Source organism: Porphyromonas sp. oral taxon 279 str. F0450, from assembly GCF_000292995.1.
GTDB classification, from domain to species: Bacteria; Bacteroidota; Bacteroidia; order Bacteroidales; family Porphyromonadaceae; genus Porphyromonas; species Porphyromonas pasteri.
This window is the reverse complement of record NZ_ALKJ01000019.1, coordinates 322,917-344,222: the sequence shown is the minus strand read 5'-3', so window position 1 is coordinate 344,222 and position 21,306 is coordinate 322,917. Positions and strand designations below refer to the sequence as shown.

At 53.8% G+C, this 21,306-nt stretch carries 14 protein-coding genes; 9 read left to right on the top strand and 5 right to left on the bottom strand.

Annotated elements, in window-relative coordinates:
- Positions 1-54: 54 nt before the first annotated feature.
- The 3 genes from HMPREF1323_RS05285 to argS all read right to left on the bottom strand — a co-directional run bounded on the left by HMPREF1323_RS05285 (position 55) and on the right by argS (position 6,228).
- The gene (locus tag HMPREF1323_RS05285; protein ID WP_009432993.1) at positions 55-2,028 is read right to left on the bottom strand and encodes a fructose-1,6-bisphosphatase; all 1,974 of its coding nucleotides are present in this window, start codon (positions 2,026-2,028) and stop codon (positions 55-57) included.
- A gap of 27 nt (positions 2,029-2,055) precedes the next feature.
- Positions 2,056-4,302: a RelA/SpoT family protein gene (locus tag HMPREF1323_RS05280; protein ID WP_009433207.1), complete on the bottom strand. Its 2,247-nt coding sequence runs from the start codon at positions 4,300-4,302 to the stop codon at positions 2,056-2,058.
- A gap of 135 nt (positions 4,303-4,437) precedes the next feature.
- Positions 4,438-6,228 (bottom strand): arginine--tRNA ligase, encoded by a 1,791-nt coding sequence (argS, locus tag HMPREF1323_RS05275; RefSeq protein WP_009751900.1) that lies wholly within the window; start codon positions 6,226-6,228, stop codon positions 4,438-4,440.
- A gap of 1,045 nt (positions 6,229-7,273) precedes the next feature.
- Here argS and HMPREF1323_RS05270 point away from each other — a divergent pair.
- The 6 genes from HMPREF1323_RS05270 (at position 7,274) to HMPREF1323_RS05245 (ending at position 13,615) form a co-directional block, all read left to right on the top strand.
- A complete protein-coding gene (locus HMPREF1323_RS05270; protein WP_009433234.1) occupies positions 7,274-7,690 on the top strand; it encodes a DUF2141 domain-containing protein in 417 nt (138 codons plus the stop codon).
- Positions 7,691-7,726: 36 nt separating this feature from the next.
- Positions 7,727-9,859 (top strand): TonB-dependent receptor, encoded by a 2,133-nt coding sequence (locus tag HMPREF1323_RS05265; RefSeq protein WP_009433011.1) that lies wholly within the window; start codon positions 7,727-7,729, stop codon positions 9,857-9,859.
- A gap of 39 nt (positions 9,860-9,898) precedes the next feature.
- Complete coding sequence (locus HMPREF1323_RS05260) at positions 9,899-10,348, top strand: DUF2141 domain-containing protein (RefSeq protein ID WP_198004370.1); 450 nt, start codon at positions 9,899-9,901, stop codon at positions 10,346-10,348.
- A 496-nt stretch (positions 10,349-10,844) separates the two neighbouring features.
- Positions 10,845-11,492, top strand: coding sequence for a hypothetical protein (locus HMPREF1323_RS05255; RefSeq protein ID WP_009432940.1), 648 nt, complete (start codon positions 10,845-10,847; stop codon positions 11,490-11,492).
- A gap of 6 nt (positions 11,493-11,498) precedes the next feature.
- Positions 11,499-12,137: a hypothetical protein gene (locus HMPREF1323_RS05250; protein ID WP_009433215.1), complete on the top strand. Its 639-nt coding sequence runs from the start codon at positions 11,499-11,501 to the stop codon at positions 12,135-12,137.
- Between the two features lie 38 nt (positions 12,138-12,175).
- Positions 12,176-13,615 carry a putative lipoprotein gene (locus HMPREF1323_RS05245; protein ID WP_009433086.1) on the top strand — a complete coding sequence of 480 codons (1,440 nt, stop codon included), beginning with the start codon at positions 12,176-12,178 and terminating at the stop codon, positions 13,613-13,615.
- A gap of 77 nt (positions 13,616-13,692) precedes the next feature.
- Here the strand turns inward: HMPREF1323_RS05245 and HMPREF1323_RS05240 are convergent, their stop codons facing one another.
- Complete coding sequence (locus HMPREF1323_RS05240; protein WP_044124065.1) at positions 13,693-14,877, bottom strand: hypothetical protein; 1,185 nt, start codon at positions 14,875-14,877, stop codon at positions 13,693-13,695.
- A gap of 50 nt (positions 14,878-14,927) precedes the next feature.
- Positions 14,928-16,865 carry a TonB-dependent receptor plug domain-containing protein gene (locus HMPREF1323_RS05235; RefSeq protein ID WP_009432875.1) on the bottom strand — a complete coding sequence of 646 codons (1,938 nt, stop codon included), beginning with the start codon at positions 16,863-16,865 and terminating at the stop codon, positions 14,928-14,930.
- 602 nt (positions 16,866-17,467) lie between these two features.
- On the opposite strand from HMPREF1323_RS05235, the gene gnd reads away from it, so the two are divergent.
- Genes gnd through pgl form a run of 3 tightly spaced genes read left to right on the top strand, consistent with a single transcriptional unit; the run spans position 17,468 to position 21,223 of the window.
- Positions 17,468-18,937: a decarboxylating NADP(+)-dependent phosphogluconate dehydrogenase gene (gene gnd / locus HMPREF1323_RS05230; RefSeq protein WP_009433167.1), complete on the top strand. Its 1,470-nt coding sequence runs from the start codon at positions 17,468-17,470 to the stop codon at positions 18,935-18,937.
- Positions 18,938-18,950: 13 nt separating this feature from the next.
- Positions 18,951-20,516 (top strand): glucose-6-phosphate dehydrogenase, encoded by a 1,566-nt coding sequence (gene zwf / locus HMPREF1323_RS05225; RefSeq protein WP_232203988.1) that lies wholly within the window; start codon positions 18,951-18,953, stop codon positions 20,514-20,516.
- Positions 20,513-21,223 carry a 6-phosphogluconolactonase gene (pgl, locus tag HMPREF1323_RS05220; RefSeq protein WP_009432947.1) on the top strand — a complete coding sequence of 237 codons (711 nt, stop codon included), beginning with the start codon at positions 20,513-20,515 and terminating at the stop codon, positions 21,221-21,223. Before zwf ends, pgl begins: the two co-directional genes overlap by 4 nt.
- Positions 21,224-21,306 lie beyond the last annotated feature (83 nt).

The window sequence follows — 21,306 nt, the reverse complement described above, 5'->3', positions numbered from 1 at the left end:
GATCGCTGGACCTATCGGGGGAGTTCCTTGTGGTAATGAGAGTGGGGCTGGATTTTACTCGCGCTCCTTGATCAGACCATGACGGTAGGCGTGGAGGAGCTTCTTGAGCTCTTCGATCTGATCTTCAAGGATGAGCCCCTGGTCAGTGTCTCGTACAAGGATGCGGTCTGTGGAGTAGGCCTTGACGACAGAGGTGCTGGAGATATCCTCCATGTGCTCAATGGCTTCGCGGGTCGAGCTGAAGGGCTCGTGCTTGACCAGATGAAGGCCCTGTGAATTGAAGATCAAGGTATAGCCTGCGATACCCGTGCTGGACTGGTAAGCTCGGCTGAAGCCGCCATCGATGAGCATAATCTTACCACCAGCCTGTACGGGATGCTCGCCCTTGACTTCGCGGACGGGGACATGACCATTGATGATATGAGACTCGGTGCTCTTTAGGTCGAACTCTTCGAGGATCATATCACAGACCTGCTCCTCAGTGCGGTAGACATAGTAGTAGCCCTTCTCTTCGTGGTGCGTAGCCTTATCGGCGATGAAGTAGCGCTCGAAGGTCGTCATCGCAGACTTATCAAAGAGAGGTGAATCGGGGCCACACCATAGGTACCACATATAGTCGACTGCCTCCTTGTGCTCGGGGTGATCGGCCGATGACCAGTGTGACTGGCGTACAAACTCATCGATGCGGTCGAGGAGAGCACGGCCAGAGAAGGCACGACCACGAATCTTGACCTTACGGAAGGTGCGGTCCTCATTGAGGGGGACGGAGGCATGGAAGAGGAGGTTATGGTTGCACGTGAGGTACATGCTCCCCTTCTTGAAGAGGAAGTTGATGTGGCGGAGAAGCTTCTCGCTGTGACGGAAGGAGTGCAGGAGCTTGGCTACGACATCAGCCTCAGCCTCGGTGAGCTTGTAGGGGTCGTTGGGATCAATAGTGGGGAAGAAGGTATCCTTGAGGGGATAGGTCTCTCCATTGGGGAGGGTAATCGTCCCTTCTGCTTGGTTGATGCGGTGCAGAAGGTCACGATCCTCCATCCCATACTCGGGGTGACGCGCAATGATCTGATGCTCGAGCTTGAACTGTATGATGGCGATCGCCTTGTGCATCTGCCCCATGAGGAGAATGCTCTTCTCATCATAGGTCTCATCAGCATCGCCGAGCTTTGGTGTGAAGGGTGTACAGGGGTCCTTGCCATAGACCTCCATAGCGAAGCGCGCCAGAGGAAGCATGTTGATCCCGTAGCCATTCTCCAGCGTGGAGAGGTTGGCATAGCGTAGGGCGATACGGATCGCGTTGGCCATGCTGGCGGTGTTCCCGACAGCTGCACCCATCCAGAGCATATCGTGGTTACCCCACTGGATGTCGACATTGTGGTAGGTCAGGAGCTTGTCCATGATGAACTGGGCACCAGGACCTCGGTCAAAGACGTCTCCGACGATATGCAGGCGGTCGATGGCCAAACGCTGGATCGTCTCGCAGATTGCGATGATGAAGTCGTCGGCCTGCCCCGTATCGATGATCGTGTCAAGGATAGCTCCCACGTAAGCTGACTTCTTGGGATTCATGCTATCCTCATGAGTGAGTTCCTGAGTGATGTAGCTGTACTGCGCGGGAAGAGCCTTGCGTACCTTGGAACGCGTGTACTTTTCGCTGACGCACTGCAGGACCTTGATGAGCTGATTGAGCGTGACCTTGTACCAGTCTTTACGGAGGTGATGCTGCTGACCGAGTCGCTCGAGACTTTCCTTAGGGTAGTAGATGAGCGTGCAGAGCTGACGGAGCTCCTGCTCACGGATTTGTCCGAGGAAGAGGTTCTCTACTTTGATGCGAATCGTACCCGAAGCGTTCTTCAGTACGTGGATGAAGGCTTCATATTCACCGTGGATGTCGGCGAGGAAGTGCTCGGTACCCTTAGGTAGGTTGAGGATAGCACTTAGGTTGATGATCTCAGCGGCGGCAGAGGCTGCACTGGGGTATTGCTTGGAGAGCAACCCGAGGTACTTGAGTTCACGTTCTGTGATATTCATAGTGATGATAAGTGTTGGGGGTGATTATTATAGGCGGGAGGCGAGCTCGGCATGCTTGACGCCAGAGGCACTGCGTATCTTCTTGATGAGTACGGTCAGGGCTTCACGACGCTCGACATAGAGTACAAAGGAGCCGTGGAAGAGGCCGTCCTTCGACTGGATCGAGTAGCTGCGGAGCTTGACTCCCGATTCTTTACGAATGAGAGATGTGATATTGGTGGCGATGGAGAGCTCGTCTCGTCCGACGACTTCGATGGAGGCGACCTGCGAGCTACCGCTTTCACCATTCCACTTAGCACAGATGATCTTGTGCGGAGAGTGGGCGAACATATCGGGTGCATTGGGGCAGTTCATACGGTGCACCTTGATGCCGCGGGTCGTCACAAGCCCGAAGACCTCGTCTCCATAGAGGGGACGGCAGCACTGGGCGAGGCTATAAGCAACTCCTGTGAGCCCTCTGTCGAGTATCAGTACCTCGGAGGTGTTGATCTGATTGGATTCGCTCTCGCTCTCTTGATAGGTGAAGTCTTCGGCAGAGCGAGCGGAGCCAATGGAGGGCTGCGCCTCAATGAGCGAAACGGCAGCCAGCTCCTGCTCATAGAGGTTGAGGAACTCCTGCACATCGACCTTACTGTGTGTTAGGTCGCGGTAGAAGTCGGAGAGCGTCTTGTAGCCTTTACGCAGGGTGATGCGTATGAAGGCGGCTTCATCGAAGGGGAGCTTTCGGTTCTTGATGCGGCGCTGGATCATCTCCTTGGCGACACCGATACCTGCTTCTTCCTCAGCACGGAGCAGCTGACGAATCTTAGCTTTTGCCTTGGGGCTTACGACGATGGAGAGCCACCCGGGCTTAGGGGACTGCTGTGGAGAGGTGAGGATCTCTACATTATCTCCATTCTTGAGCTGATGCCGTAGTGAGACGTTCTTCCCGTTGACCTTCCCAGATATCGCACGAGCTCCTACTCGGCTATGGATGGTGAAGGCGAAGTCAAGTAGGGTAGCACCTTGGGGGAGCTTCATGATCTCTCCCTTCGGGGTGAAGACATAGATCTCCTGTGCCTTGAGTGTAAGGAGGGAAGACTCCAGAGTTTGGCGCTTCTCCTCTTCGCCCGTAGCATCGTCACGTACGGTCTCCAGTGCTTCGCGTACGGAGGCGAGGAAGTCATCCAGACCACCTTCACTGCGGATGCCCTTGTAGCGCCAGTGGGCAGCGACGCCTTGCTCGGCGATGGCATCCATGCGCTTGGAGCGTATCTGTACCTCTACCCAGCGGTTCTCCGGTCCGAGTACGGTCGTATGCAGGCTCTCGTACCCATTGCTCTTGGGGATGGAGATCCAGTCCTTGAGTCGCTCGGGGTTCGGGCGATACATGTCGGTGACGATCGAGTAGATCTGCCAGCATACCTGACGCTCGCGCTCGGGTGGGACGTCCACGATGATGCGGATAGCAAAGACATCATAGATATCCTCGAAGGGGAGCTTCTTCAGCTTGTTGCTGATTGAGCTGACACTCTTCACGCGTCCCTTCATCTCAAATGAGACATCCTGGAGGTCTCTTAGCAAGGTCTCCCGTACGATGCGGATGAATTCGGCGATATAGGCATCACGTGCATCCTTCGTCTCACGTAGCTTGCGGGTGATGAAGCCGTAGATCTTCGGCTGCAGGTACATGAGGCAGAGGTCCTCCATCTCGCCCTTGATCTTATACAGCCCGAGGCGGTGGGCGATAGGGGCATAGAGGAAGGACACTTCGGATGCCAGCTCCTTACGATCCTCAGCTCGACGGATCATCGAGGCATGACGTAGGAGGTAGAGGCGGTAGGCGATGATGATGAGCACCACGCGCATATCCTCTGCCATCGAGATCAGCAGGTTGTGGAAGTTCTCCGAGCTGATGGTCTCCTTGCGCATATAGAGCTCGGAGGTGCGGACGAGTAGCTGCAATAAGCGCAGTACCTCTTCGCCGCAGACGCTCTTGATCTCATTGGGTGAGATGCGCCCAGCGGAGAAGGGTATATATAGGAGTACAGCGAGGATCGAATGGACATTGAGCCCGAGCTCTCGGTGGATGAGGCAGGCGACCTCCAGCTGTACGATGAAGTTGGGGATGGTGTGTATCTCCTCAGCCTCTGAGACAAAGGCTCCCTGCTCGAGGGCCTCGGCCAGCCACGTCCGTACCTGCAGGCGGCATGCTCTGTCCAGACGAGGCTGGAGGAGGCCGAGAAGGTAGCGGCTGGTACGGTAAATCTGTTGCTCTTGGGCGGGACTAAACATACGTTACTCTGCTGCGGAGTGTGATAAAAACTTCGTTTGCCGAAAGGTACGAAATAAACCTATACGAGTGGAGGCTACCCTGCTATGGCAAGATAGCCTCCATCAATGGTGGGACCCTTAGATGTGGATATGAGGCTACATACGCTCGGGCATCTCGATACCCAGGAGGGAGAAGCCAGAGGCGATCGTACGAGCGACGACTTCGGAGAGTGCGAGGCGGAAGGCACGCAGCTCTTTGTTCTCCTCCTTGAGGATGGAGAACTCGTGATAGAACTGATTATACTCCTTCACGAGGTCGTAGACGTAGTTCGCGATGACAGCAGGACTATAGGTGCGAGCTGCTTCCTCTACGACGTCTGCATATTCGGCGACCTTAGCAATGAGCTCCTGCTCCTTGGCGGAGATGGTAAGCCCAGCGAAGGTAGCGGGGAGAGCGATACCCAGCTCCTCTGCCTTACGAAGGAGGCTGCGAATACGAGCGTAGGTGTACTGGATAAAGGAGCCTGTGTTCCCGTTGAAGTCAATACTCTCCTTGGGGTTGAAGGTCATGTTCTTGCGAGGGTCAACCTTGAGGATGAAGTACTTCAGCGAGCCCAGGCCTACGCGGCGAGCGACTTCGGCAGCTTCTTCAGCGGGCATATCCTTGCCCTTACCTTGCTCTTCTGCGATGGCACGGGCCGTAGCGACCATCTCGTCCATGAGGTCATCGGCATCGACGACCGTACCTTCACGGCTCTTCATCTTGCCGTCGGGGAGCTCGACCATACCATAGCTGAAGTGCACGAGCCCCTTACCGAAGGCATAGCCCAGGCGATCAAGTAGGAGAGAGAGCACCTTGAAGTGATACTCCTGTTCATTACCTACGACATAGACCATCTTATCAATGGGGTGCCTGTCGAAGCGCATCTTCGCCGTACCGATATCCTGTGTGATGTATACCGAAGTACCATCAGAGCGGAGGAGGATCTTGCGGTCAAGGCCTTCGTCTGTGAAGTCAGCCCAAACGGAGCCGTCAGGGTCCTGGACGAACTTGCCTTCCTTCAGCCCACGCAAGACTTCTTCCTTACCGAGGAGGTAAGTCTCCGACTCGTAGTAGATCTCGTCGAAGCTAACGCCCATGCGCTTGTAGGTCTCGTCGAAGCCAGCATAGACCCAGGAGTTCATCGTGCTCCAGAGGCTGCGGATCTCTTCATCGCCATCCTCCCAGCGGCGGAGCATAGCGCGAGCGTCAGCCATCAGAGGAGAAGCTGCTTCAGCTTCTTCCTTGGTCTTGCCTTCGTTCATAAGAGCCGTAAGCTCGGCCTTGTAGTGCTTGTCAAAGAGAACGTAGAAGTCGCCGATCAAGTGGTCACCCTTTTTCCCCGTGCTCTCGGGCGTTGCGCCGTTACCCCAGCGCTGCCAAGCGAGCATGGACTTACAGATGTGGATCCCGCGGTCGTTGACGATATTGGTCTTGAAGACGCGGTTGCCTGATGCCTCAAGGATACGTGCGATGCTATACCCGAGGAGGTTGTTACGCACGTGCCCGAGGTGTAGAGGCTTATTCGTGTTGGGCGAGGAATACTCGACCATGACGAAGGGGGCATCTGCCGTAGCTTGCTTATGTCCAAAGGTCTTATCACTGCGGATCGCATTGAAGTCCTCGACCCAAGCAGCAGGTGCGATGCTTAGATTGAGGAAGCCCTTGACGATCTGAATGCCCTCAACGAGGCTGCAATGATCCTGAAGATAGGCACCGATTTCTTGTGCCGTAGCTTCGGGGTTCTTGCGGGAAATCTTGAGGAGGGGGAAGGCTACTAAGGTCCACTGACCCTCAAATTCACTGCGGGTCTTTTGGAATTGGAGTTGCTCGGGCGTAGGCATCTGCCCGTATAGAGCCTGCACAGCTTCAGCCGTCGCCTGCTGCAGGGACTGTATGATCGACATAAGCGGTAGATATATTTGTGATAAGTGGTGGGGATAGTCGCGAGAGGTGCGCCGGTAGATCCCCGCTTTATAGAGGTACAAAGGTAGTATTAATTAAGTGTTTGCTGATGGATAGAGCTTCTCCTTATTCAAAATCCAAGTGGCAGCTAAGGCTGGTGTGTATAGAGGAAGATATCTCCATTGCACTCCCCTCTGTGGAAGCTTATCCTCTTTTGCTGGGCTGGGGAGGTCATAGACATCCTGTCTACATTCTCTCTTTGTGGGGGCAAAAAGAATGCTGACGGAGGCTCAGGTAGGCTTGATAAACGAATATCTTAGAGGAATGGGGGAATCATGTGCAAACGGATACTTTATTATGAAGTGTGTTCAGAAGCCTTGCCATCTTTCTTAAGAAGATAGTATGAGCCTATATAGGTCCGCTATGTGACCTATATGGATGTGTGGGGAGAGCTATATAGGATGGTGAAGAAAGCTATATAGCTCTGCACTGATTACTATATAGCTCTGCACCGATTACTATATAGTTTTGCACTGATTACTATATAGCTTCGTGAAGTGATGACCTATATTAGGTTATTTCTCCGCGCAGGGATAAAAGTTGTGGACGAGTAGCAGATAAGTTTGGGCTACGTGCGTGGCTCTAGTATCTACGTACGTGGATATTTGGATTTACGTGCCTGGTCTTTAAGACTACGTGCGTAGATAGAGAAAAACCACTACGTAAAGGCACTTTTTCCTTCATGAGAATGACACTTTTTTCCTCCGCTGGCTAAGAGGAATATTCGCGATAAAGCGAAGGGCTTGTGTATCACTTCGGCGAGGTATATCGGGGCGCTGGGCGTGCGATACCTTATTGGTTTGTACACGGAACAGCTACTGCTCGGATGGCAACCGAATACTACTGTATATCTGACCTCTATAGCTTCACTCCACTGCTCTTAAAGAAGGAGATTACGTGCAGTGGTTTTTCTTTACCTTTGGATATGTGATAAGCTCTCTATCATTTTGATTTTATGAGGGCTGACTTCTCCTTAAAGCATCCTCTATGAACCGAACTTATATCGCGCTGCTCTTTACAATCTTCTTCTCGGTCACGGCACTCTGCGCTCAGTCCCATCGATTGACGCTCGATGTCGTGGGTATGAAGGAGAAGAAAGGCAACCTCCTTATCTCCGTATATGACTCTGCGGAGGACTACCTCAAGAAGCCTGTCAAGATGCTGACTACTCCTGCCGATGCCTTGACGAAGCGTGTTGTCCTCGAGCTGGAGTCTGGTACCTATGCTGTCGTCATCTATCAGGATCTGAATAGCAATGGGAAGGTGGATCGCAACTTCTTCCGTCTGCCGACTGAACCCTGTGGCTTCAGCCGTGATGCGCGACCTAAGATGGGGCCTCCCCGCTACAAGCCAGCTTCCTTCACTCTTAGCGAAGACACTGAGATGAGTATCAAGCTGAGGTAGTCATCAAGCCAGCAAGCTTCTTAATACCATCAGCACATGTATAGAAGCGTCATCCTACAGCTCCTCTTCCTTCTCGTCTGCAGTGTGCCTCTGCAAGCACAGGAGGCGCATGAACTCCAAGGGAGAGTCCTGAATAGCTCGGATAATCCAATCGCAAAGGTGCAGATCCTTGATCAAGCGACAGGGCTACTGCTCACCGAGACGGGGAAGGGTGGGGAATTTCAGCTCAGCCTCCCCGATAGTGTAGAGCGTGTCTCGCTGCTCTTCCTCGCCGAAGGCTATCAGTCGAAGGTGATGCTCCTTCGCCCTTCATCCCAGATCTATCGGATCATCCTCTTTGAGGCGCAGCGGTCGATCGAGGGAGTTACCGTCTCTCGCCGAAGGCTTCTGCCGATCTCGGGCTATGCTCCACTTACCTCCCGCTTCACGACCTTGGATATACTCATGACGCCACGAGCCCTCGGTGATATCCTCGGTGGGCTGATGGAGGATCCCGATGCTCAGAGCTCCGATACTGATGGGCGACTCAGTCTGCAGGGCGGTGCTCCCCATGAGAGCCAGGTCTATATCGATGGCTTGCGTCTACCTAACCCCTATAGCCTTAGCTCCAAGAATTCATCGGTGCGAAGCCTCCTCTCACCAAGCGAATGCAAGGAGATAAACCTACTCTCGGGTGGCTACTCTGCTTCGATGGGACAGGCGCTCTCAGGGGTGATCCAGATCCTCTCTCGAGATACGAAGGATGTCAAGCCTGGGAGCCTCATAAGTCTTAGTAATATAGGACCTAGCTTCACATGGGCTCTGGGAGCACCTTCCTCCTCTACGAAGGTGGAGCTCTCAGCCAGCTATACCGACCTCTCCCTCTATGATCGGATCATGCCGAGCGCCTATCCTTATACTCGGAGCTTCTATAGTCCTTCCCTCACCGCTTCCCTCTGGCATGATCTTCCTCAAGCGATGCTCAAGGCCCAGCTGAGCTATACAGGGATGGGCATCGACTATAGGCCTAATGCCTCTATGCCTACATTCAATAGCCGCCTTCGCGAAGATCGCTACTATGGGCGTCTGACCTATGTGCGAAGCCTAAGCACAGCGTGCCAGCTGGAGGTAGGTGCCCATACTCAGTACTCCGACTTCTCGGGCTCATCCCTGGTATCGCCACAGGACCAAGTCCTTGATCATGATCTCTATGCCGAAGCCCGCCTTGCTCTGAAGTACAGCGGTGAACCCTTCTCCATCCTCGGCGGACTTGACTACAGCTGGAGAGATTTCCGTGAGACCTACGAACTCACAGGAGATCGCCACCAGCTGAACTTCACCAATCATCTACCCGTGTCCTTCCTTGAGGTTAGCTACCTCCACCGTGGCCTAAGCGTCAGCGCAGGGCTTCGCGGTGAGTATGCGAGCGTCCTCAGTGTATGGAGTCTCTCCCCTCGCCTCTATGCAGGCTACAGACTTGGCAAACACGTCTTCTCCGCTTCGTGGGGGCGCTACACCCAGCTTCCCGAGAAGGAGATCCTCCGCTTTATGCCAGCGCTCAAGAGTAGCCGATCGGAGGTCTCCCAGCTCTCTTATAGCTATGGTGATAAGACGCCCCTTCTACAGTTCTCCCTCTTCTATAAGAGCTACCAACACCTCACCCGCACTCTGTCAGTGGGCTATCCCAAGCACTTCGATGACCAAGGGGGAGGGGAGAGCTATGGGCTTACCCTCTTTCATAAGGGGAGCCTTGGAGCTATCGCTTATTCGACCTCCTACTCCTATACCCAGGCTCGGATTAGCTATGATCGCTACCTCCATCCACTGGCCCCCAGCTACGTAAGTCCTCATACCTTCCGCCTCACGACTAAGTACTGGTCGGGGGCGCTGAGGAGTCTCTTTGGTTGTAGCTACTATATAGATGCGGGGACGAAGGGATATAGCTATGATCTCACACCTATTCAGCTCCCGAGGCGCTCTCGACTCGACCTCTCTTGGAGCTACCTCCCCTCCCAGAAAGTGCTTCTTCACATGGGCTGTACTAATGTCCTTGGGACGACAAACTACTGGGGTATCGAGCCTGATCCACTTACCCCTACAGAGGGGACACGTATCTCGACACCCTCCTCACGCTTCTTCTACATCGGTTGCTTCATCACCCTCTCGGGGAAGCAGAAGAAAACCCCTTAATGATCACCCTATCCACCTCACTTTAATTCTCTTATGATCATGCGACACCTTAGACACCTCCTGCCCCTCCTAACTCTTGCTCTGGGGCTCCTCTCTCCTTCGCTCAAGGCTCAAGACACAGCAGAGAAGAAGACTCCACCTACTCACCCTCTGACACTCACTGTCGACGGGATCACCGAGCCCAAGGGAGAGCTCCTCATCGCTATCTATAGTTCTGCGGAGAGCTATCCCCAGAATCCCTACAAGACGGCTATGGCAAAGGTCGACTCTCTCACTAAGACGGTCCTCATTGACCTCCCCGAGGGCTCCTATGGTATCAGTCTTTTCCAAGACGTCAATGGGAATAAGACCCTTGACTTCAATGGCTATATCCCCTCTGAGAAGTATGGCTTCAGCAATAATGCACCTGCTGACTATGGTCTCCCGAGCTTCAAGGATATTCTCTTCACCTTCAAGGTTGGAGATATCCAGTATATAACTCTGAGATAGCTTGAGCCTACACAAAAGAGCCCCCTTTGCCCGTGTGGTGAAGGGGGCTCTTTTCGTTTCAGCATACCAAGAGGGTGTGCTTTATCGTGAATCCTTTGGGCTTGTAGAATAGATGCTCCATATTCGTCTGGAGATAAGGCCTATATAGGGAGGGGAAACGAACCAGTACTGGTCACCAAAGCAAGCTGTACTGGTTGGCGCGCTGACCAGTACTCATTACATTATGCGACCAGTACTGGTTGATTTGAGGTGTCGCTATAAGTCCCAGCTATCCTCTATGGTAACTATCTTGTGTGTAGTGCGATAAGTGATGAGCATCTCCTGCTGCTCTATCAGTGATATTGCGAGAGAGCGATGGAGGGATGCTTATGTATGGTGAAGGTGCGGGCTGGGCGGTCGGGAAACGCCTCGGAATACGTATATTTGTTCCTCAAAGGACTGGCCGCTCAGAGGCTGGTCGCAGTATCTTGCTTCGCTTAGTACTACCATATTATATATGCAGTATCCTCTTCCCCACTTTGAGCATCTTGCCGCCCTGCGTCAGGCTTGGCAGCTCCTCAAGCAGAATAAGTCCCTCTATCGCTATCCCATCATCATCAGCCTTCTCACGCTGGGATCGCTGGGGTATATGCTCTTCTCTGGTCATACTTCATCCTCTTCTCTGGCTTCTTATCTTCCGCTGGTCGTCGGGACTTTGAATGGGATCTTGACTTACCTCTTCCTTATGCGGGTGGTGAAGTTCTTCGCAGGCGAAGCCTATCCCTCACATACTCGTGTTGCCCGCCTCAAGCACTTTGCAGGCTTCGTCCTTCTGGCGATACTCTTTGGCTTGGGGGCTGGTGTGGGCTTGCTGCTCTTCTTTGTGCCAGGCTTTTACTTCCTGAATCGCTGCTTCTTAGCACCTATGCTTTACCTCGATGGTAAGGCGGGTATCTTTGCCTCCTTCTGCGAGTCGTGGACGCGCACGAAGGGGCACTTCTACACGCTCCTCGGTGCACTTGGTATCGTGCTTCTTCTTGCAGCAGTGAATGCCGTGACACTGCAGCTGGCCACGGTCATCATCCTGCCTGTCGCGACTCTCTACCTCTTCATCCTCTACCGTTATCTGCAGGAGATCCCGCAGGATAAGATACCTGCTCTCTAAGCTGAGATGAAGTCTCCTATCACGCTTCGTGGGGTCGTCCGACGCCTACAATACTCCAAGCGCCTACTCATCAACCGCCGTGGGGACGGCGTTCATTCCCCTTTTGCCTTCCACTTCATCACTCGAGTCGTACGAAATCGTCGTCCGTACTACTGCTTTGAAGAGCTTCGTGGCGAGGTAAAGCGACGTAGAAAGGATGCGAAGACTTGTCCTCCTATCCATCGAGCGCGTACGCTGGAGCTACTCTTCCGTACGGCTCACGAGCTGGAGGCAAAGAACATCCTCGTCGTGACCTCTCAGCCTACGACGAGCCTATTACCCGATTATCTCCGCCATACGGGTTATACCGAAGCGATCTATGTGCTTTCGGTGGACGAACTGCAAGGCGTGAGCCTTCCCTACTGTGATCTTCTGATCTGCGAATACCTGCCCGAACGGGAAGTATTGGAGCAGCTTCTCAGTCAATGTATCTCCACCTCCCCGACACTTGCAGTCGCATTCTATACGCCCAGCCCTCGCTGGCGTCGCTTCGTCAGTGGCCTTGATAAGCAAGTCGCTCCACGCCTCATACTTGACCTGATGGATCTCTGCCTGTACTTCTATGACAAGCGCTTGACTCCATCTCGATACAAGGGGGTGTACTAAGCTGCCATCTACTCACACAACTTATCCTATTCACTTCGATGAAACAACTAACTTACCTCCTTTGCTTTGCTTTAGGGACGCTCTCCAGCTGTGGCGCTTCTGCTGCTCGTACAGCTCCTGAGCCCGAGAAGGCTCAGCCATCAGTTACTCCAAGTACTCCGACTGTACGCGCCAGCGATGAGACCGTGCAGAAGTACTTCGCCTCGACTCTCTCTGGCAGAGAGGAGGCTTTGCCTGTCTCTTCCCTCTCACTTGAGGATATCAAGAAGGCGCGTACGCAGGTATGGCGCCTCTGGGCTGAAGCGAATAAGTCTCTATCTGAGGATAAGCTACCAGCACTCACGCCCCTCTCTAAGCAGAGTGTAGCTCATAGCTGGTTACTAACTCCAGAGATGTATAATGGGGAAAGCTTTAAGGCCGTGATGCCTTTCTACTACGGCTCGAAGGGAGATAAGCCCGAAGCTGGCTATCCGCTCTATCTCTATCTACACGGATCGGGGGAGAAGAAGGGGGAATGGTCTACAGGTTTGGCGTTGGCTCTTTCTTTTCAGGACAGCCCCTCCGCCTACTTCATCCCACAGATACCTAATGGCGAAGGCGTAGCAGATGGTCAACTCTATCGCTGGTGGCAGAAGTCGAAGCTCGAAGCATGGGAGAAACTCCTGCGTCAAGCCTTCCTTTCTGATCAGATTGATCCGAAGCGCGTCTACTTCTTTGGGATATCTGAGGGGGGATATGGCTCACAGCGCTTAGCTTCATATTATCCCGATTACCTCGCTGCTGCTGGACCTATGGCCGGTGGTGAACCTCTTATCAATGCGCCGGTAGAGAACCTCCAGCACGTAGCTTTCTCACTTCGCACGGGATACAATGATACTCAGTTCCACCGCAGCGAATTGACGGGCTACACGCGTGATGCACTTCAAAGCTTAGCTGCACAATATCCTAGCTACTACAAGCACTTCATCGACATCATCCCGAAGTATGGTCACGCTATACCTTATCAGTATACGACGCCCTACCTCTCGCAGCACGTGCGCACTCCTCAGCCAAAGCAAGTGAACTGGGAAGACTATCCCATCGACGGGCTCTACCGTAAGGGATGCTATAATCTTGCACCACTCAAGCGCCCTAAAGATAAGGAGCGCATTTACTATCAGGAGACTATCATGGGGAATACCGTAGATCTGAAGATCAACACGGTGAAGTACGTAGAGAAGAAGGTCAGTGACTGGTATACAAGCTTCCATCTCGTCCTGCTTTATGATAAGGTCTATGAGCCAGCTAAGGGAGGGAAGCTTCGCATCTACCTCAGCCCCGAGCTTCTTGATCTTAGCAAGCCTGTCCGAGTCTTAGTCAATGGGCAGCAGGTCTATTCGGGGATGGTGAAGGCAGACTGGTCACATCTCGTGGAGAGCTGCTCACGCTTCTTTGATCCCGAGCGTCTCTTCCCTGCAGCTATCGACATAGCTTACTAAGGCGCACGCCGTAGCGCGCTACGTATATATACAGTGATCCCCCTTGGCTTATCTGCGGATGGCCAAGGGGGATCAGTTTATTTCTCCAGCTCGATATAGGCGGAGAAGTGGGCTTCACTACTTGTCAGTAGGAGCGGTATAATACTTTGGCTCGGCTGCTGGCGTGGTCCTCGCTCGAGACGGAAGACACCTTTGCGGCCATCTGGTACGTATTGCTCGTAGGCGAAGTACGCGAGTACGCCCATAGTCGTTCGGAGGTTGATCTCCACACAAGGATGAAGGCGCAGACGCTCCCCATCACGGTAGAAGAAGAGGTCAATACCGATATAGCCTGTGTACTGAGAGTCGGAGAGCTCTTCCTCGAGCCACGTACACTGGGAATTGATGAGTGTGAGCAGAGCTTCTTCGCCCATGAGCGAAGTAAGTCGCTCCCAGAGGTCTTCTGGCGATGTGAGTATGTTGCCAAGATAGGCACGTCCCGAGGGAAGTGTGTCGAAGTGGGATAGGGCGAAGAAGCTTACCTCGCCGCTTTCACTTCGTATGTACTCAAGCGCCCAATTATCTATGACCTCAAGGTAGGGCTCGATGCTGACACTTCCACTTCGCGTACAGCTCCCGATAAGCGCTTCAAGGTGCTTCTCCTGCAGAGGAAGAGGGAGCGGAAATACTCCACGACCCGAGGAACTGTAAGGACGCTTGATGAGGACTCGAGTAGGATCGCCCAAGGGACGGGATTTGACGCCCTCGATAGCGGCACGCAGTCGTAGCTCAGTAGCTGATCTATCTACTCCCGCTTCGATCCAACGGGGCAGGAGGTCACTGGGATAGCCGAGCTGATCCGTCAGATATGCCAGCAGATCATAGCTGGCACGTCGGTGACTTAGCCGTAGATAGCTCGGCGTGATGGGCGGAAAGAGTAGGGTAGTGGAGTCAAAGAGAGGGCATTCTCTCAGCTCTCTTACGATATGATCATCCAGCCCCCAGAGGACGACACTCAGCTCAGCGGGGAGATCGCATCCAGCGGGTAGGTTATCGCCCTCGGCATTCAGCAGGCGTGCAGGTATTCCTTCGGGCGAAGCAGGTGCATAGATGAGGTCTTCTCCAGAAGCTAAGAGGCGCAAGAGCGGTGAGAGCTCGTGGCGCATCCATCGGATTTCCTTGGAGAGTGTGTAGCGCTTCTCCCGAGAGAAGCTCAAGGCTTCTTCGTGACCAGGGTTAAAGACCCACAGACGTGGGGTAGATGCGGTAGGATAAGCGTTCATATCAGGAGCAAAGATATGCAAAGTGCTCCGTCTTCCTGCGCTTACATCCCTCAGAGGTTATAGGTCAGCGAGGAGAAGAAGGTGCGACCTGGTGAGAGACTCCCAGTGATATTGACCTGCGTCGGGTGATAGTCGAAGAGATTATCTGCTCCGACAGTGATCGTGAGTCGGTTCTTATAGCGTGCCGAGATACTCATGCGGGAGAGCAGATAGCCTTCGTGCTCAAAGTAGGAATACTTGCCCGTCGTCTCGTCCAGCTCGCTGAGCGTCACACTTCCTGCTCCACGTAGAGCGTAGGTCACAGTGAGATCGCAGTCGCTCCCCGTCTTGGTCTCGTAGGAAAGAGCTGCAGTGTAGTTGTGCGGACGAAGAGGAGCGAAGGGCTGACCATTGGCGCGGCTCTCAGCTCTGGAGAAGTCATAGATGTAGCTGTAGTCACCATTGAACGTCAGTCCAAGAGGAAGGCGCACGCGAAGGCTTGTCTGCAGGTTCAGTAGTCGGCTACGTTCGCTCACATTCGTATAATGATAGGTGTTCGTTCTCTTGGTCATCAGCGTGCCTATTTGGTTGGAGATGACATTGTACGAAGCGATACCCGTCAGGCTCAAGTGCGAGGTCTGCCACTCAGGGGAGAAGCTTAGCATCCGACTTACCTCGGGGCGCAGGTGATCTGAGCCCTTGATGAAGAACATACCGAAGTGATCCCAGTCCATGAACTGCTCCTTGATCGATGGTGCACGGAAGCCTTCTGCATAAGAAGTGCGGAGCCTTACGCGACCAAGCTGATAGAGTACCGAAGCGCGCGGCGAGAAGTGTGCGCCGAAGCTGGAGTGTCTATCGAGGCGAAATCCCGTGACAAACGAGAGCTTCGGCACCAGATGCCATTCGGCCTGCCCGTAGAGTGTGCCGGCAGTAGCTTGGTGCCGTGTGGCGGCTGTAGTGAATCGCTCGCTGCGGAGACGCTCGTGGTAGAGCTCGATACCTGCATTGACCAGGACGGGTGTCTTCTCTTCGGCGCCGAAGTTGTACTGCAGGCGCACGGTATTGCCTGTGAAGTGGAAGATAGGTGTTCGCTCCTTGCTTACGGAGAGGAAATTATCACGGTTGTAGAGCTCGTGATTGTAGTCGAGGCGCAAGTTGTGCAGCTCGCCAAATGCCTGATAAGCCTGCCCGCCCAGCGAATGACTGAGGTACTTATTACGTCTAAGTCCGTCGCCATCTTGGTCACGATAGCCGTAGCGAATATAGCCGGTCAGCTCGCGTCGTAAGTCTGATGTGCGGTAGCGTAGACGCTGAGAGAGATTGAGGCTCTTGCTGCCCATGACGGGAGTGGTCTCAGGCTGTGTGCCTTGTGTGGCTACGCTGTAGGCCGCTTGGTCGATGTAGCTGATGGAGGTCATCGAGCTGAAGGCGCCACGTACGATTTGTCCCGACGCGCTGTATCTCGTGACGCCCTCGCTACTGTGGTCGAAGGTCGCCGAGAGCTCCTCCTTGTGCCGAGCACGACGCGTGATGAAGTTGATGACGCCACCTATAGCGTTCGACCCGTACAGAGCCGAAGCTGCGCCACTGATCAGCTCGATACGCTCGATATTGGCCATATCGATGCGGTTAAGATCCACCACTCCATTGCCCTCCGAGGTCAGTCGCTCGCCGTCGACAAGGAAGAGGACGTGATCGCCTGAGAAGCCTTGGACCGAGACACGATACTGAGCGCCGTGTGCCGTGACGTTGATCCCGGGCAAACTCATTTGCAGGGCGTCGGCAGCAGAGCGTGGTGCGAGGCGATCCAGCTCAGTACGTGAGATGATGCGGGTGATGATGGGGAGCTTCTTCAGTGTGCGGGGCGTCTGAGTGCCTGTGACGACGACGTCTTCGACCCGATGATCTTGGACGAGACTATCGCTCACGCTTTGGGCAAAGCCTTGAGTGAAGCTACCCGCAAGGAGCATAGGGAGGAGGAAGATATAGGTGTGCTTACAGCGCATACGTGGATCTATAACTGAATGGGCTACAAAGATAGACCGATTGCGAAGGCCTATCCATCCCCCGAAGTAGTGATATTTCCCGCCATCTATACCCGAAAGTGATTAGGAAATAAGGGGCTTCGGGGAGACTTCTCTTTCCCTTTCGTAGTGCGGTATCTGGAGGGGCTGGAAAATGTTATATAACATTCGGTCAAATGTTATATTACTTTCAGTCGAATGTTATATTACTTTCGGTCAGAAGTTATATTACTTTTAGCTGAATGTTATATTACTTCTCTCCGAAAGTTCCTCTACTTCCTTTCAAAAATACCTCTACTTTTCACTGAAAATACCTCTACTTTTCAGAGGAAGTAGAGGTGTATCCGAAAGGAAGTGCAATTACTTCCTGAAAGTGAGCGAATTACATCCCGTACGAAGTGCAGTGATTTCCCGTGCAAAGTAGAGGTACTTCCGAAGCCGCCTCAAGGCAATCGCACTGGGAAGCTCCTTGGCTTTGGTGCGCCTAAACCTTCACTCTCGAGTGGGTGTTTTAGAGATACATCCATCGCCCCAAGTTAGGTCCGCGCGAGGCGGACTCACGGGGCCTTCCCAACACAAAGCAAATGAAACAGAAATCAGATATCGGCCTCATCGGCCTTGCAGTCATGGGCGAGAACCTCGCTCTCAACATGGAGCGCAATGGCTCTCAAGTCTCCGTCTACAACCGTGCAGAAGGCGCCGAAGCCACCGTCGTGGAGCGCTTCCTTCAAGGTCGAGGCGCGGGGAAGAACTTCCTTGGCTTCACCGAGATCAAGCCCTTCGTCGAGAGCATTGAGCGTCCACGTAAGATCATGATGATGATCAGAGCTGGCAAGCCCGTCGACTACGTCATCGAGTCACTCCTGCCACATCTCGAGCCAGGTGATATCGTCATCGACGGAGGAAACTCAAATTGGGAGGACTCTGAGCGTCGAGAAGCTGAGCTACGTAATCACGGGATCTACTTCGTCGGCTGTGGTATCTCGGGCGGTGAAGAGGGTGCTCTGAACGGTCCTGCTATCATGCCTGGCGGCGCAGAAGAAGCTTGGTCCAGCATCGAGCCGATCTTCTCCCGCATTGCAGCTAAGGCCGAGGACGGTACTCCTTGCTGCGCCTGGGTAGGTAAAGGTGGTGCCGGTCACTTCGTCAAGATGGTGCACAACGGTATCGAGTATGGCGACATGCAGCTCATAGCTGATGCCTACGCTTATCTCCGCCACATCGGAAGCAAGACCAACGATGAGATGAGCGAAATCTTCGCTCGCTGGAACGAAGGGAAGCTCCGTAGCTACCTCGTAGAGATCACAGCCGAGATCCTTCGTCATCGTGATGCCTCGGGCGAATACCTTATCGACAAGATCCTCGATGCTGCAGGGCAGAAGGGGACTGGCAAGTGGTCGGTCATCAACTCCCTCGAGTACGGCCAGCCTCTCGGGCTTATCGCGACGGCAGTCTATGAGAGAAGCCTCTCCTCCACAGTAGACCTGCGCCACGAAGCAGCTGCACTCTACGCCCCTTCGCAAGCAACAAGCCGCCCCGCCTTCGGTGCGAGCGACGTCGATGCTCTTGAGCAAAGCCTCTACGCATCAAAGATCGTCTCCTACGCACAAGGCTTCTCGCTCCTCTCCGAGGCATCAAAGGCACGCGGATGGGAGCTGAATCTGGCATCCATCGCACGTATTTGGCGCAACGGCTGTATCATCCGTTCGGCCTTCCTTAATGATATTGCCTCAGCATACCAAGCTGATCCCAGCCTGCAGAACCTGCTCTTAGCTCCGTACTTCCAGCAGGAGATCACGGCCGCTCGCCCTGCTTGGCGTGAGACCATCGCTAAGGCGCTACTCTCGGACTGCCCAGTTCCAGCCTTCTCTTCAGCCCTTAGCTACTTCACATCACTGACGACACGTCGCCTTCCTGCTTCGCTTGTGCAGGCACAGCGAGACTATTTCGGCGCACATACCTTTGAGCGCACCGACCGTCCACGTGGAGAATTCTTCCACGAAAATTGGACGGGCCACGGAAGTGATACCTCTTCGACCACGTATAATGTATAGTCCCCCCGAGAATATGCCACAGACCATGCAGCATCATCTGCCCGAGAGCCTCGTCCTTGTGATATTCGGCGGGTCAGGTGACTTGACAAAGCGTAAGCTCATCCCCTCGCTCTATCAGCTTTTCAAGCAAGATAAGCTCCCCATTCGCTTCAGTGTCCTCGGACTTGGGCGCACGGAGTACTCGGATGTAGCTTATCGCGAGCACCTCGATGAAGCTCTTCAGCGCTACCTCAGCGATGGAGAGTACGACGCTTCTCTTGCCGAGCAGTTCCTCTCTGGAGTGTATTACCTCCCGATGGACCCTGCTTCTGCCGAGGACTATCCTAAGCTCCGTGAGCAACTGAAGACACTTGACGAGCGAATCAATAATCCTGGGCACTACATCTATTATCTCTCTACGCCACCTTCTCTCTATGGCGTGGTCCCACAGCACTTGGCTTCTGTCGGGCTCAACGAAGAGGGCGAAGAGGATGCTAATGGTGAGCCTTCGGCGATCCGACGTATCGTCATCGAGAAGCCCTTCGGCTATGACCTCCAGTCAGCGAGAGAGCTGAACGAGATCTACCGCAAGTCCTTCCACGAACATCAGCTCTATCGTATCGATCACTTCCTCGGAAAGGAGACGGTACAGGATATCATGGCGCTGCGTTTTGCGAATGGTATCTTCGAGCCTCTCTGGAATCGCAACTACATCGAGCGTGTGGAGATCACGGCAGTAGAGAATATGGGCATCGAGAGTCGAGGAGGATTCTACGATCAGACCGGTGCTCTACGTGACATGGTGCAGAATCATCTGGCACAGCTCGTAGCTCTTACCACGATGGAACCGCCTGTGCAGTTCAACGCTGATCTATTTCGCAACGAGGTCGTGAAGGTATATCAGTCCTTCCGCCCAATGACTCCCGAGGAGATTCGTCGCCGTGTCGTCCGCGGACAATATACAGAGAGCGAGTGGAAGGGAGAGCATCAGCGTGCCTATCGTGAGGAAGATAAGATCGCTTCTGATAGCCGAACGGAGACCTTCGTCGCCATGAAGCTCTACATCGACAATTGGCGCTGGCAGGGAGTACCTTTTTATATCCGCACAGGTAAGATGATGCCGACCAAGGTCACCGAGATCGTCGTGCACTTTAAGCCTACACCTCACCGCGTATTTGCTACGGCTGACGGTAGCACCGTGCCTAATCAGCTGGTGATTCGCATTCAGCCGAATGAAGGGATCTCCTTGAAGTTCGCTGCGAAAGTCCCAGGCTCTGGCTTCGAAGTCAAGAAGGTCTCCATGGACTTTACCTACGACCAGCAGATGGGTGGCTTAGCTTCGGGCGATGCTTACTCACGTTTGCTCGAGGACTGTATGCTGGGTGACCCAACTCTCTTCACACGTAGCGACGCTGTCGAGATGAGTTGGCGCTTCTTTGATCCGATCCTCGACCTCTGGAAGGAGGAAGACTTCCCGCTTTATGGCTATCCTGCTGGCACATGGGGACCAAAGCAGAGCGACTTAATCATTGAGCGTGAGCACAGCTGGACGAATCCCTGCCGCAATCTTACTCACTCGGAGCTCTACTGCGAACTATGATCTACCATCATTATCCTTCCCCCGAGGCCGTCGCACGAGCTGTCGCTGAGACAGTCTTCGTGCAGCCTTCGCAGGCTGGCTGGGTACATATCGCGCTCTCTGGAGGCTCTACGCCCCGATTACTCTTTGAGTTGCTCGCCGAAGAGCCTTTACGTAGCGCCGTAGATTGGTCACGTGTCCATCTCTACTGGGTAGATGAGCGCTGCGTACCACCTACAGATCCCGATAGCAACTATGGTATGACCGAGGCGACACTCCTACGCCATGTACCCATTCCACAGGATCAGGTACATCGCATCGCAGGAGAGAAGCTCCCAGAACGCGAAGCAAAGGATTACTGCTGGCTTGTGGGCTCGGAGCTTCCATTTGATGGTGCTTTCCCCGTCTTTGATATTGTGCTCTTAGGCTTGGGAGAAGACGGTCATACGTCCTCTATCTTCCCGCACCAGATGGAGCTCCTCACGGAGGAAGCACCTTATGCTGTCGGGATAAGCCCAAAGGGACAGCCCCGCATCGCGATGACTGGGCCGACGATTCTTGCTGCAAAGCGCATCCTCTTCCATGCGACTGGCGAGAAGAAAGCTCCTATCTTGCAGCATATCGTAGAGCAAGCTCCCGAGGCAGAAGCTTATCCTGCCGCCTACATCTTCCGTCAGCGATCCGACGTCGAGCTCTATACCGACGTAGCTCTTCCTATTAAGCCGTAGCGCTCCGGCCTGCTAAGGCTGACGAAACAAAGTAAATCGCCCCGTCTGTAGCATCATACGTGCTACGGACGGGGCGATTGCTT